Below are 13,219 nucleotides of genomic sequence, written 5' to 3' on the forward strand. Positions count from 1 at the left end.
GGCCCTCCGCAGTCCGTACCGTGCCCGCACGGGAGTACCGCCGGGGCCGACCGGTGAGCGATTTGATCGTCGATCCAATGCCACGCGCCGTGCGCCGGCCGGAGGTGGTGACCTGGTGCCGACGTTCGGCGGTCGCCAATCTGCTCGTCGAAGCGCGCCACGATTACCGTGCCGATGTCATACGTGGAACCGTCGCGCACCCGCATGCCATCCGTGGTGGTCGGTGACACGCTCGTGAGGGGTGAGGACTTTGGCGGGATTGCAGCGGCGGATCTTCGTCAGTTACTCGTCAACCGCTTGCACTGATGAGCTTCGGAGAGTCAAGGAATCCGCGTGTGAAGCGGTATCAACCACACGCCTGTAGCCGCCGCTGAGCCAAACATTGCCAAAGTGAAATTTGAGCTTGGCGTTACATTTGTGGCAGGAGTGATTTACGCTAACCGTTAGTACGGTGCGACTACGTAATTGGTCGGCCCTGCCGCAAAGTCGTAGACGGTGGCTGGCACGAGCTTCTGACGGGTGGTGATGGGCATGGCACGCACCTGGTTCGCGGTCGTCTTAGTTGCGCTGCTCGGCATGATTAGTCCGGCGGTCGCGACTGCCGATAAAGGTGAATGGGATCCGACGTTACCCAAGCTGATCAGCGCCGGAGCGCCAGGCGATCCGCTGGCGGTTGCCAATGCTTCGCTGCAGGCCAGCGCTATCGCTGCGCAGACAACGATGGATCTCGGGCGTTCATTCATGGCCAGCCTGGGTTTCTCTGGTCCCACCAGTCCCGCCCCCCTGAAGGGGAACCGCGTCTATGGAGCGCAGGCGATCGAGTATGTGATTCGGCGGGCAGGCTCCCAAATCGGAGTCCCCTATTCCTGGGGTGGTGGAAGCCTTACCGGTCCGAGTCGCGGTATCGATTCGGGCGCGAACACCGTCGGTTTCGACTGTTCGGGGTTGACACGTTACGCATTCGCCGGAGTGGGTGTTCTGCTGCCGCGATACTCCGGAGACCAGTACACCGCAGGCCGTCACATCCCGCCCTCTCAAGCCAAACGGGGAGACCTGCTGTTCTGGGGTCCCGGTGGCGGACAGCACGAGGCCCTCTATCTGGGGGGCGGGCAGATGTTGGAAGCGCAGCAGACGGGTGTGCCGGTCAAGATCTCACCTGTACGTACCGCCGGGATGACTCCCTATGTGACACGGGTGATCGAGAGCTAGCGAATGCAGGTGTTGCCATTGCCGTTAACTTCCTGGTCGGCGGACCTGCCGCCGCATCTGCGCCGCCTCGACAGTCCAACTACTATCGCGGCCAGTAGATGAATGAGGTTGGGTGAAACCGTTGTCAGGGCCGCGTCTGATCAATGGTCGGCGGATGAGCTGCGCGCACAAGGGGTCATGTCAGCGGGTCGTCGTTTGGGCCGTGACCGGGGAAGGTTCGGGAGATGCATAGTCAACCTGGGCCATCGAAGCGCAGTGTGCCCTTATGGCTCATCGCCTCTACAGCAGTAGCGTTCTTGGCGGTGATCGTAGTAATCGCAGTGAAGACACAGGGTTTCGGCGCGGCAAACTCGAACGAACGTATGGCACAACAGCGGTGCGAAACTGATGTGCGCGCCCAGTTGGCCTCACCGTCGACTGCCAACCTTTCCGAGGTCAAGGCGACGGCCAGCGAGTTGGATCCCGACAGCCGAGACCTGTTTTCACTCATTGGCAACGATTCCCTTAAAGGTGTCGATCATGCGCGGATTACGGTATGGAATGTCTCTGGCATGGTCGATGCACAAACCGAGGTCGGCACCCTGATGCATGACCCGTTTACGTGCCGCGCGTATTTCGTCGACGGTGCTTTGGCCGACACCCTGGTGCTGTTCGACCATCCGCACTAGCCGACAGTGATAGCAGGTGCCGTTGTTCCTTCTTGACGCAATCTTTATCGGAGGGCTAGCTGAGTCTTACGACGCGCGGCGATCCTGGAACCATGGCTGAGAGCACCGTGGTGCTGCATGTGGGTGGGTTGCACTGGGCTACCTCTGGTGGAGTTGTCGAGTCGGCTTTGCGGCGACGCCCCGGTGTGGTGTCGGTCGCGGCGAACGCGGCGAACCAAACCGCGACGGTGACCTACGACCCTGCGCATACGTCGGTAGACGCACTATCGGGGTGGGTGCGCGAATGTGAACTTCACTGCGCGGGCCAATCGGTGCCGAACCATGTGTGTGATCCGATGGCGGAGCCCGGACAACATGATGTCCACGGCGCGGTATCGCCACAAGAAATGATGGGGCACGGCGGTCACGTCGGTATGTCGATGGACCAGATGGTCCGCGATATGCGGAACCGATTCATCGTCGCGTTGACGCTGTCGATCCCGATCATGTTGTGGTCACCGATGGGGCGCAACATGTTTGGCTTCACTCTCTCGGCGCCGTTCGGGATGCGCGATGACGTCTTCACGTTGCTGTTGAGTATTCCCGTGGTCTTCTACAGCGCGTGGATCTTTTTCGATGGAGCTTGGCGTGCGCTGCGCGCTCACACACTAGACATGATGGTGCTGGTCGCCGTCGCCGTCGGCGCCGGTTGGCTCTACAGCGTCGGCGTGACTCTGACCGGTGGTGGCGAGGTCTTCTACGAAGCGGCTTCGGTACTCACGACATTCGTGCTGCTGGGGCATTGGTTTGAGATGCGTGCGCGAGGCGGCGCCAACGATGCCATCCGCACGCTGCTCGAGCTTGCACCGCCGACAGCGGTAATCGTGCGGGACGGCACGCCGGTAGAAGTGCCGACTGCCGATCTTGTAGTCGGAGACCTGTTGTTGATCCGCCCTGGCTCAAAGATTCCGGTCGACGGCGAGGTAACCGACGGGCACTCCGAGGTGGATGAGTCCATGGTGACCGGCGAGAGCCTGCCCGTCACCAAAAACCCGGGTTCGGCGGTGATCGGAGCCTCGATCAACACCACTGGCACGTTGTATGTGCGTGCCACCAAGGTGGGGTCTGACACTGTGCTCGCCCAGATCGTGCAGATGGTCCAGGAAGCACAGAATTCCAAGGCCCCCGGTCAGCGGTTGGCCGACCGCGCGGCCTTCTGGCTGGTCCTGGTCGCTCTCATCGGCGGCGTGGCGACTTTCCTCGTTTGGTGGCTGGTGGGCGCAGGTGTCCAGACCGCATTGTTGTTTGCGATCACCGTCGTCGTGATCACCTGCCCAGATGCGCTCGGGCTGGCGACACCAACGGCCATCATGGTGGGGACCGGCTTGGGCGCCAAACGTGGTGTGCTGTTCAAAAACGCCACGGCGCTGGAGACCGCGGCCCGCATCCAGACGGTGGTGATGGACAAAACCGGTACGTTGACCAAGGGGCGGCCAGCAGTGACCGATGTCGTGGTTGACGGGATCGCCGAAACTGAACTGCTAACTCTGGTGACCGCCGTCGTGGAGGGTCGCAGCGTGGCCGTGGGAAACCGAAAATTGATGGTGGAGGAGAAGATTGACTTCGGGGCCCTCATGGCCAAGCGTGATGAGCTGGCTGAAGGCGGGCGCACCGCCGTACTTGTCGCGGTGGATGGTCGGGGCGTGGGCGTGATCGCATTGGCCGATGCCGCCCGGGAAACCTCAGCGGCGGCGGTGTCAGCTTTGCATGAGCTTGGAGTGGATGTGGTGATGTTGAGCGGTGACAATGAAGCCACCGCGAAACGCATCGCCAGCCAGCTGGCCATCGACAGCGTCATCGCCGACGTGCTGCCACGTGACAAGGCCGCAGAGATTTCCGCAGTGCAGCGTTCCAACACCAAGGTCGCGATGGTTGGCGACGGTGTCAATGATGCGCCGGCCCTCGCACAGGCCGATTTGGGAATCGCAATCGGCGCTGGCACCGACGTCGCCATCGAAACCGCTGACGTGGTGTTGATGCGGTCAGATCCACTCGATGTGCCCATCGCCCTGCGCATCGGGCGAGCCACTCTACGGAAGATGCGTCAGAACCTCGGGTGGGCCGTGGGTTACAACGTGATCGCGCTGCCGATCGCTGCAGGGGTTTTTCAACCGCTATTCGGATTGGTGCTGCGTCCGGAGGTCGCCGCGCTATCGATGTCAGGTTCGAGCCTGATCGTGGCGGTGAACGCACTGATGCTCAAGCGCCTGAAATTACCGACAGACCAACCGGCCTAACACCCCACGAATACACGGCGAAAGTCGTGCGCGCTGCGACCCGCCATCGAGTCGGCCGGCGTAATGTTGCCTATCCCAGAGACTCGGCGCCCGCCGTATCGTCGCTGGCCCGCGGACCTTTTGACTGTTTCGACCGTCCACGTCGGCTCAATACCGTGCGCAGCCGTGCCGACCTGTCCGGACCGATCTGTTCGAGGAAGTAGCCGAGCACAACTTCTGCTTGTCCCCCGCCGTCGAGCGCCTCACACATCAGCCGGGCACTGTGCTGCTCACGGGTCAGGGTAGGCCAGTACCGGTAGGCTTTGCCATCTCGGATCCGCGCCAACCACCCTTTGGTGTGCAGATTGTCCATTGTCGACATCACTGTGGTGTAGGCGATCTGACGCTCGGCGCACAGTTCCTCGCAGATGTCGCGGACCGTCACCGGCGTCTGAGATCGACGGGACCACACGCGGTCCATGATCACCGCTTCGAGTTCTCCAAATCCGCGTATTCTCACTTCATCTCCCGGCAGCCTGGCGGCAAGCCTACGGTGTGCGCAGCGTTTGCGCAGTTCAAAAACGTGATATCTGCGTACTGCATAACCACGTAGCTAACCTCATTCCCCTGGTGGAGCAGCCGAAGTGCTGTCGATGCCTACGGCATCGGACCCTGCCGCAGAGTCGATAACATACTATCTACGTACCTAGGACGTATTACAGCTCTTGGGTGATTCAGTGTCGGAGGACTGATGCCATATACCTGCGCGGGACGCGTGTTCGGTATCGCGCTGCTCGGCGCGCTCGTCACTGCTGGCTGCAGCACCGGCCGCGATGCCGTAGCGCAAGGCGGCAGTTTCGAATTTGTGTCGCCCGGCGGCAAAACCGACCTGTTCTACGACCCTGCTGATTCCCGTAGCGCAATCGGCGACCTCAACGGACCCAGCCTACGCACTGGCCAGCCGATCCACCTTTCAGACTTCCCAGACAAGGCCGTCGTGATCAACGTCTGGGGCTCGTGGTGCGGCCCCTGCCGAACCGAAACGCCGCAGCTGGAGAAAGTCTTCGATGAAACCGAATCCCTGGGGGTGGCGTTCCTCGGTATCGATGTGCGCGATAACCGCAGTGCTGCGACCGATTTCGTTACCGACCGCAATGTTCGGTATCCCTCCATCTTCGACCCGCCGATGCGCAGCCTCATCGCATTGGGCAGGGGATATCCGACCAGCGTCGTCCCGACAACCCTGGTACTCGACCGCCACCACCGTGTTGCGGCGATTTTTCTACGCGCACTGCTGGCCGAGGACCTACGCCCCATTGTGCAGCGAGTGGCACGCGAATCGTGACTACCCACCCTCAGGGTATCGGCAACGCCTTCGCCGATGCGGCGGCGACCGGGCCACTGATTCTGGGATTGGCTGCATCGGCCCTCGCCGGTTTCGTATCCTTCGCCTCGCCATGCTGTGTGCCACTGATCCCTGGATACCTGTCCTACCTCGCGGGCACGGTAGGTGTCCCCGGGCGCGGCGACCAACAGGCCTGGTCACGTGACGCCTGGCGGGTGACCGGCGCCGCAGTCCTGTTTGTTGCCGGTTTCACCGCGGTGTTCGTCGCCGCAACCGCTTCGGTCTTTGGCGTGATCGGCACGCTGGCCCTCAATCGCGAACTGTTGGAACGGGTTGGCGGCGTGGTGACCATCGTGATGGGATTGGCCTTCATCGGATTGGTGCCGGCGCTGCAACGGGATCTGCGATTTCATCCACCACTGGTCGGCGGCCTGGGCGGCGCTCCCCTACTGGGCGCAACGTTCGGGCTGGGGTGGACACCCTGCCTGGGTCCCACCCTGGCCGGAATCCTCTCGGTGGCCGCCAGCACACAAGGCGTCAGTGCGGTGCGTGGCGTGCTGATGATCGTGGCCTACTGCTTGGGGCTGGGTGTGCCGTTCGTGGGGATTGCGCTCGGTGTGGGGTCAGTCAATCGCTGGCTGGGATGGACCCGGCGGCATTCACGGTCCATTCAAATCGCCGGCGGTGTCGCACTCATAGCGGTGGGTGTCGCTCTGGTGACCGGGCAGTGGGCCGAATTTGTCGGTTGGCTGCGCGATCAGTTCGTCTCGACGACAGTCATGCCGATCTAACACCGCTCGCGGCGTGGTCGACAGGGTCGTCCATCTCAACCCCAGAGAACGACCCGTCACGGGCACATCCCTGCACAGCACGGGCACGGCTGGGGTCCGTCGCAACAGGGTCCACCGGCCATCGGCATGGCCATCCCGCCCGACATCGGCATGGACATCTTCATCTCGCCGTTACAGCACCACATCAGTGCTGGTGCGGAACCGGCGGCGGTGTAGATGACGCCCATGGGATCGGCGCCGGTCACATCAAAGTACAGCTTCCCGGCCGATCGTTGGCCTTGCTCAAGAGTGTTGGGCGCCAAGCCGTCTGGGCTGGCAATCTGCCAGAGAACTTGATAGCGCTCACCAGTGGGCGACACCGCATACAGATTGGGGATGACAGGCGTCACCGTGCCAGTCAGGGCCTCCACGGTGGCGTCGGCCTCCCACAACCGCCCGCCCGCCGCGTAACCCGGTATGTAGTCGGTGCTACTGCGCAGCCCCGACACCGACCACCCGGCCACGACAGCGCCATTGGCGTCAGTCAGCCGTTGCGCGGCACCGAACCGGTGCGGGCAGAGATCGGATGCCGCCGCTGCGCGAGGGGTACCCAGCGCCCCGAGGGCGGTGAGCAGGAGTATCGCGGCCATGGCGGCGAGTTTTGGAAGATTTCGCACGAGTGCATGCCTTTCGCTGGTCAGAACTCTGACAACAGCCTAGCTACGGACTTATGTCGTAGCAATCGGCACGTCCACTCGGCACGGTGGTCTCCGGACCGCCGTGCCACCGCGCCGGAAAACTCCACGCTCTGAGTGGAATTCGCGATCGTCCCGGTGAGGTTTGACCCTCTGGCAGTAGACGCCACGGAGGTATATAGTCAACCGTTGATACCCCACCAGGGTATGGAAGGAGTGTTCTGATGACAGTTACCGAGTATCACGTATCGGGTATGACCTGCGGCCACTGCGAGCAGTCGGTTCGCGAGGAGGTCACCGGCGTCGACGGTGTCACACAGATCGAGGTCAGTGCCGCCACTGGCCGGTTGGTGGTCACCAGCGCGGCGCCTGTCCCCGAAGAGGCAATCGTCGCCGCAGTCAAGGAGGCCGGCTACGGGGCGGTTCGTACAGAATCTTCGCCAGAACCGTCGACCTCAACAAGCTCCTCGTGCGGGTGCTGCTAGCCGATTATCCTGCGTGCCTCTGGCCGCGCCACCCTGAATAGCGGGATCGGTGCGTCAAGGCCGCAACTTCGCCAGCGGACCCGGCAGCGCCTAACGCCAGACAAGCGTACGGCCGCTGCCCTCCCAGGCCACAGTGCCACCAGCCAACTCGACGATGTCTCGATACCCCATGGCGGTCAAAGTGATCGCTGCGACCTGACTCATCCTGCCCGAACGGCAGTACACGGCAACAGGGGTGGCGCGTTCCTGCGGCAACGCATCGGATCGCGCTTGGATCTGATCGAACGGCATCGACAGATCGGTGCCGGCAATGTCCCCTTCGTAGGGGATATGGACGTTCATGGTCACGCGACCCGGCTCAGTGATGATCTCCGCGAACTCCCGCGGCCCGACCGAACGCCAGCGGTACACCTCGGTCGAAGTCCCCGCCGGCGCCGACACCGCAGAGATAGGCATGGCGGTCGACTGACACCCCGCCAGCGTAACGAGTACTGCGCTGACAGCGATGCCGACGGCGCCCATCGCCAAGCACTTTCGCACGATTGCGATTATGGCAGTCCAAGGCGATCTTGACCTCGCAATCGTCAAATCGTCTACCGGCACCGCCGCCGAGGTATCGCTCGCAGAATCCTTGGGGCACAACCCTTCGCTTCAGCACGAATTCCGACGCGCACCGCTACCCAAGCCAGTCAATACCGCGTTACGGTGACAATATCCACCCGAAAGGACTCGTCGATGACTACACGGCCACAGACGCCACCTTCACGCCTGCGACGGGCGGTCGGACATCCCCTCGTCCGAACGATCGCGCAGTGCGTCCTATGGTGCGCCGTGGGCGCTCGATCCCGCGTCCGCACCCAAGATCACCAAAGTCAGTGCTGCCCGTAGCCGTTCAAGCGAAGTCGACGACAGAACCCGAGAACGCCGCTAGCACGACACGTCGAGATACACCGTCTTGTAGACAACCCGTTCAACGGTGCGTTCCCGGGAATTCTTACGCAGCTCGGTGATATCTCGACCGGGTCGGACTGCCGCGACTGTGCAGCGCTCCAACGGGCCTGCGCCAGTTTTATTCATGATCACCTTATATCCGTGCGACTGCAATGTCGACACGGTGTCTTGCACCGTTCCTAGGCCCGCAGGTGCGGCTGTAGCCAGGTGCGCAGGGCCGGCCAGCAGCAGGACGGTACACGGACCGCCAATCGCGGCCACCACAACTTTCTTCATGAATGAACTCCCTTCACGCACCGAGGACCGCTATCACGCCCAGTACGTAGTTACTGGGCAGATAGCGAGACGGTACAGCTACCTGCGTGATGCCCCAGCAACACGCTGCAACGATTTTGTCACGCTAAAGTACGTATATACCAATGCATTTGGATGCTGGGCACGGACCGGTGGGACGTGGCCCGACCGTGGTTGGACGTTCCTCCTGCGAGCAGGCGAGCAGAGTTCATCCGACCGGATGGGTCGGCCAGACGCGTGGATGAAGGCGAGAACCCTGTGTTGCTGCGGGCTCGATCGTCACATCCGAGTGCCCCCAGCCTGCACCCGGATGGTCGCGTTCAAATCGGCGCAGCTGACTCAGCGCTGGGCTGCCTCCATGGGTTGCTGCGCGACGCTGAGGTGTCCGCGGCGGTCGAGCAGGTAGATCGCCAAGGCGGCGATCAGACCCACCACTACCAGCCCACCCCACAGAAGTTCATCGGCGCCAGCGCCGCGCGCCGCCTGCAGCAGCGAACCCGTCGCCAGATTGCCCACGAGGATGCCCACACCGACAATCGTGTTGTAGAACCCGTAGTGGGTGGCTACCAGGCGGCCGCCGGCCAAGGAGACGACGGTATCCATCTCGAACGGGAACACCGCCGCAGAACCGACCGCCAATAGCGCTGCGGAACATAGTAGGGCGACGATCGCGCCAGTCGTGCCGAATCGGCCGGCGTTGGGGACGGCGACCAACGGCACAAATGCCGCTGCCAAGATCGTCATTCCGATCACCAGCGCGCGCCCGTTTCCCCACCGTTGGGCAAACCAGCGGGTTAGGCGCAGCTGTCCGCCCACCGCCACGACTGCCGACACGACAAATACCGCGGCCACCACCGACGAAGAGCGCTGGGGAGCAATGGCGGCTGCGTGCAATGGCAAGGCCAGATAGACCTGGAAATTCAACACGTACGAGCCGATCATCGCCGCAGCAAAACAAACGAACGACCGATTCGACACGACGGCGCGCCAGTCGTCAATGACGGCTGTTTTCGCTGTCGATGCCGCGCGACCCGAAGCGTGTTGGGGCAGCATGAACAGCTGGGCGATCGTCAGCACGGCGAACACGGCCGCCGCCGCTGTGGCCGTCGTGCGGAAGTCCAGTGCCATCAATGCAAGTCCCGCCAGCGGACCCGCCAGGATGCCGGCCTGATAGAAAACGTTGAACAGGGCGAACGCTTCCAATCTTCGGGACTCCGAATCGGCTGCCAAGTAGGCCCGGACTGCGGGATTGAACAATGCGCCAGCGAAACCTGTTGCTGCCGAGGCGATCACGAGCAGCGGCAGGGTGTGGGCGTAAACCAGCAATGCGAAGCCCACGGTGCGCAACAGACACCCGGCGACGATGAGGGGTTTATAGCCGAATCGGTCGGCCAGGGTGCCGCCCACGATGAACATTCCCTGCTGGGAGAAGTTCCGTACTCCAAGGACCAAGCCGATGACCCACGCTGCCAGCCCGAGTGGACCGGCGAGGTAGCCGGCCAGGTAGGGCATGAGCATGTAGAAGCCCAGATTGATGCCGAACTGGTTGATCATCAGCATCCTGCTGGGCCACCCGAAGGTCGTGAACTGACGGAATACGCCCATCAGCGCCGGCCCTCGACCGGATCGACGATGTGGCGGGTGCGTGTCCACCGAGTGATGACAAGCTTGTCGGGATCGGCCACAAATTCGGGCTCGGCCGGCGGCTGGGTCCGTAACAGTCCATGGCTACGGCAGTAGTCGTCGTTGTAGACGGTGTCGAAATACCGTTGCGGGCCATCGGGGAATACTGCGGCCACCGTGGTATCGATCGGCTCAGCAGCCGCCACCCAACCGGCGACGAGCGCTACCGCCCCAACACTCCAGCCACCGCTGGCGTAATGCGTGGCGGCCAGGGTGCGGCAGGCCCACACCGCTTCATCGGGGGCCACCCAGTGGACTTCGTCGAACGCCCCGTAGTCGACGTTCCGTGGGTAGATGCTCGATCCGAGTCCTCGCATCAACCGGGTGGTTGATGGCTGACCAAAAATGGTCGAACCGATGGTGTCCACACCCACCAACCGTAGATCAGGATTGAATTCCCGCAATACCCGCGCCACCCCGGCCGAGTGTCCCCCCGTGCCTACCGAGCAGACCAGCACATCGATATCGCCGAGTTGTGCACGCAATTCCAGCGCCAGTCCACGGTAGGCGGCGACGTTGTCAGGATTGTTGTACTGGTCGGGGTACCAAGAATGCCGATGGGTGGCCAGCAACTCGGCCACCCGGTCACGGCGGGCCTGCTGCCAGCCGCCCTGGGGGTGAGGCTCGGCCACCACGTCGACATCGGCGCCATACGCGGCGAGCATGCGGTGGATGATCGGCTCCATGCCCGGGTCGGCGACCAAGGTAACCGGATGGCCATATACCGTTCCAGCCAGGGCAAGACCTAAACCTAATGTGCCGCTGGTGGATTCAATGATCCTGGCACCTGGCCGGAGGTCACCTCGCGCGCGGCCCTGCTCAAGCATGTGCATGGCGGGCCGGTCTTTCATGCCGCCGGGGTTGAAGCCTTCCAGCTTGGCCCAGAATCCCCGTGCATCGGCGGTGAACGGCTCGGATATCCGTAGCACCGGGGTGTTGCCCACCATCGTTGCGACTCGTTGATTGCCGGCCGGCCGATGGGGGCTTGCTGCCAGATCTGTGGCAGCAGAAACAGAGAGAACTTCGTTCATGGACACACAGCTCCTGTGGTGGTAGCCGCACGCAGCGCACGGCGAAGGGGTCGACAAGCGGGTGGGATGGCACCGACGCGGGCCATTAGGCCGCGCGGCGCCGGCGGCGGTGCGCCCGCTCAGCGCCGATCGATACAGAAGCGGACCAGCATCCGCCGGCCCGAGAGACGATTGGCTTCGATGTGCAGCGGAGGTCCCCGTTGCGTAGCTGCCGGCGCATGCGTCTCGCACAGCCACAGGGCGGCTAACCCGGCTGCGACGGCGACGAGCGCCAGAACCGTCGCGGCTCGAGGCAGCACCGCCGCGGCAAAGGTATCCGGGGCCGCCACCGAGTCGTATCGTTGAATATGGGGATGATCCAGGCTGACGACTGCGGCTGCCCCGGTCGCCGCGGCAAGCACATGAGGCGCATGGCGCTCCGTCGCGCCGCTGGACACGGCTCCGGTCAGTCCCGCACTGACGATCATCAGTAGGGCAACGACGCCGAGCGTGGTCGCCGACCGCAACCACGCCGTCCCAGGAACGGTTTTGTGCCACACAGTGTTAACCACAGTAACAGCTAGTACTGCCTCACTACGTAGATGATCCAGTCGATGCAAGGACGTTACGCGTTTGCGACACCACGAAGGAACACGCCGGATACCTGGTCATCGCGGTGGACCGCCCCTTTTCGAGGCAGAACATGTGAACTTGCCCAGAATCGCGCAACCGCACGCAGCGCCAACGGGTTCCGGGCAGCACGCCAGTCTGATCCTCGGGCGCACCGCAGTGCGACTGCTCGTGCCTGCGGGTGACTTTCGCAGGCGACGTTCATGCTGGTGGGCCGCCCGGGTTCTGATTAGGGATGTCGGTGATGGGCAGGTTGGGCGCTGGCTTGGGTGAAGGGGTAGGTGGCAGTGTCGGTGTCTGGTTGGCGGGGATGTCGTGGATGGCGTCGGCCGGTGGGCCGTTCTCACGCCCGCCGTAACTGCTGCCCGCGGGCCTGCTGCCCAGCAGATGGCTGACGGTCACCATGTGATAGTCGTTGGCGATCAGGACGGGGAGGAATCGATACACCAGATCGACGGTGCTGGAATACGTGTCATGCAGCAGCACTACGGAACCGGGACGGATCTGTGTCTTGAGCATGTAGGTGGTCGCTGCGAGATCGGCATCATTGATCCAATCAAAAGGAATGACATCCCAGAGTATTTCGGCTAGCCCTTGCCTTCCCGCTTCAGCCCTCACCTCGGGGCTGGACAACCCTCCAGCCGGCCGGTAGAGCGAGGGTGCGTGACCGGTTGCCGCAGTGATGGCCTCGGTGGCTTTTCGGAGCTGGCCGGGGATCTCTGTCGGCGGGACGGTCGACATGTTGGGGTGCTCCCAGGTGTGGCTGCCAATCTCCATGCCGGCATCGGCGATGCGTCGCGCAGCCGCGGGATCGGCGGCGACTTTGTTGCCGATCAGAAAGAACGTGGCCTTGGCGCCCTTGGCGGCAAGAACTCTCAAGAGTCGATCGGTGAACGGCGAGGGGCCGTCATCGAAGGTCAGCGCAACGCATTTGTGTGTGGCACAATCCACCTCATCTGCCGAGACGCCCGGGTGGCGGCGCTCGATGAACAGCATCGCGGCGCCAATCACCACCAGAATCAGCGTCAGGACGCTGAGTTGCCACCACAATCCGTTTCGACGCAGCTGCATTGCATCCCTCTCGATCCGCCACCCGGAGTGTGACTCGTCCCGCTTATGTACTGAGCGAGACCGTAGGTTGCGAACCTGTCAGTGTCGACCCGTCATTCACAGCACATCCCCCGGTTGCGCACAGGAGGTGCGGCAAACCGCGGCGCGCACCAC

The 13,219-nt window shown here is 62.9% G+C and carries 14 protein-coding genes; 6 read left to right on the forward strand and 8 right to left on the reverse strand.

What is annotated here, in order from left to right:
• Positions 1-576 precede the first annotated feature (576 nt).
• From ripB to BTO20_RS20720, 3 genes are all read left to right on the forward strand, one after another.
• The gene (gene ripB / locus BTO20_RS20710) at positions 577-1,209 is read left to right on the forward strand and encodes an NlpC/P60 family peptidoglycan endopeptidase RipB (protein ID WP_232491251.1); all 633 of its coding nucleotides are present in this window, start codon (positions 577-579) and stop codon (positions 1,207-1,209) included.
• A gap of 302 nt (positions 1,210-1,511) precedes the next feature.
• Entirely contained in the window at positions 1,512-1,877 is a 366-nt protein-coding gene (locus BTO20_RS20715) for a hypothetical protein (RefSeq protein WP_232490795.1), read from the forward strand.
• 92 nt (positions 1,878-1,969) lie between these two features.
• Positions 1,970-4,153 (forward strand): heavy metal translocating P-type ATPase, encoded by a 2,184-nt coding sequence (locus BTO20_RS20720; protein WP_087078063.1) that lies wholly within the window; start codon positions 1,970-1,972, stop codon positions 4,151-4,153.
• A 70-nt stretch (positions 4,154-4,223) separates the two neighbouring features.
• Here the strand turns inward: BTO20_RS20720 and BTO20_RS20725 are convergent, their stop codons facing one another.
• Positions 4,224-4,652: a BlaI/MecI/CopY family transcriptional regulator gene (locus tag BTO20_RS20725; protein WP_087078064.1), complete on the reverse strand. Its 429-nt coding sequence runs from the start codon at positions 4,650-4,652 to the stop codon at positions 4,224-4,226.
• Between the two features lie 255 nt (positions 4,653-4,907).
• On the opposite strand from BTO20_RS20725, the gene BTO20_RS20730 reads away from it, so the two are divergent.
• Together BTO20_RS20730 and BTO20_RS20735 are read left to right on the forward strand one after the other, a co-directional pair.
• Positions 4,908-5,477, forward strand: a complete 570-nt coding sequence (locus tag BTO20_RS20730) for a TlpA family protein disulfide reductase (protein ID WP_232490796.1) — start codon at positions 4,908-4,910, stop codon at positions 5,475-5,477.
• Positions 5,474-6,268, forward strand: a complete 795-nt coding sequence (locus tag BTO20_RS20735; RefSeq protein WP_087078066.1) for a cytochrome c biogenesis CcdA family protein — start codon at positions 5,474-5,476, stop codon at positions 6,266-6,268. The genes BTO20_RS20730 and BTO20_RS20735 overlap by 4 nt, the downstream gene beginning before the upstream one ends.
• Positions 6,269-6,324: 56 nt before the next feature.
• Here the strand turns inward: BTO20_RS20735 and BTO20_RS20740 are convergent, their stop codons facing one another.
• Positions 6,325-6,897 carry a DUF1942 domain-containing protein gene (locus tag BTO20_RS20740; protein WP_087078067.1) on the reverse strand — a complete coding sequence of 191 codons (573 nt, stop codon included), beginning with the start codon at positions 6,895-6,897 and terminating at the stop codon, positions 6,325-6,327.
• Positions 6,898-7,166: 269 nt separating this feature from the next.
• Here BTO20_RS20740 and BTO20_RS20745 point away from each other — a divergent pair, with 269 nt between their 5' ends.
• Positions 7,167-7,427 carry a heavy-metal-associated domain-containing protein gene (locus BTO20_RS20745; RefSeq protein ID WP_087078068.1) on the forward strand — a complete coding sequence of 87 codons (261 nt, stop codon included), beginning with the start codon at positions 7,167-7,169 and terminating at the stop codon, positions 7,425-7,427.
• Positions 7,428-7,517: 90 nt separating this feature from the next.
• On the opposite strand, the gene BTO20_RS20750 is transcribed toward BTO20_RS20745, so the two are convergent.
• From BTO20_RS20750 to BTO20_RS20775, 6 genes are all read right to left on the reverse strand, one after another.
• Positions 7,518-7,949: a rhodanese-like domain-containing protein gene (locus BTO20_RS20750; RefSeq protein ID WP_087078069.1), complete on the reverse strand. Its 432-nt coding sequence runs from the start codon at positions 7,947-7,949 to the stop codon at positions 7,518-7,520.
• A gap of 405 nt (positions 7,950-8,354) precedes the next feature.
• A complete protein-coding gene (locus BTO20_RS20755) occupies positions 8,355-8,654 on the reverse strand; it encodes a hypothetical protein (RefSeq protein WP_087078070.1) in 300 nt (99 codons plus the stop codon).
• A gap of 357 nt (positions 8,655-9,011) precedes the next feature.
• Positions 9,012-10,277, reverse strand: a complete 1,266-nt coding sequence (locus tag BTO20_RS20760) for an MFS transporter (RefSeq protein ID WP_198344005.1) — start codon at positions 10,275-10,277, stop codon at positions 9,012-9,014.
• A complete protein-coding gene (locus BTO20_RS20765; RefSeq protein WP_232490797.1) occupies positions 10,277-11,302 on the reverse strand; it encodes a PLP-dependent cysteine synthase family protein in 1,026 nt (341 codons plus the stop codon). Before BTO20_RS20765 ends, BTO20_RS20760 begins: the two co-directional genes overlap by 1 nt.
• Before the next feature lie 203 nt (positions 11,303-11,505).
• The gene (gene lpqS / locus BTO20_RS20770; RefSeq protein WP_157680286.1) at positions 11,506-11,925 is read right to left on the reverse strand and encodes a putative copper homeostasis (lipo)protein LpqS; all 420 of its coding nucleotides are present in this window, start codon (positions 11,923-11,925) and stop codon (positions 11,506-11,508) included.
• 271 nt (positions 11,926-12,196) lie between these two features.
• Positions 12,197-13,066 (reverse strand): polysaccharide deacetylase family protein, encoded by an 870-nt coding sequence (locus BTO20_RS20775; protein WP_087078073.1) that lies wholly within the window; start codon positions 13,064-13,066, stop codon positions 12,197-12,199.
• Between the last annotated feature and the right edge of the window lie 153 nt (positions 13,067-13,219).

Origin of the sequence: Mycobacterium dioxanotrophicus (genome assembly GCF_002157835.1) — a bacterium.
GTDB classification, from domain to species: Bacteria; Actinomycetota; Actinomycetes; order Mycobacteriales; family Mycobacteriaceae; genus Mycobacterium; species Mycobacterium dioxanotrophicus.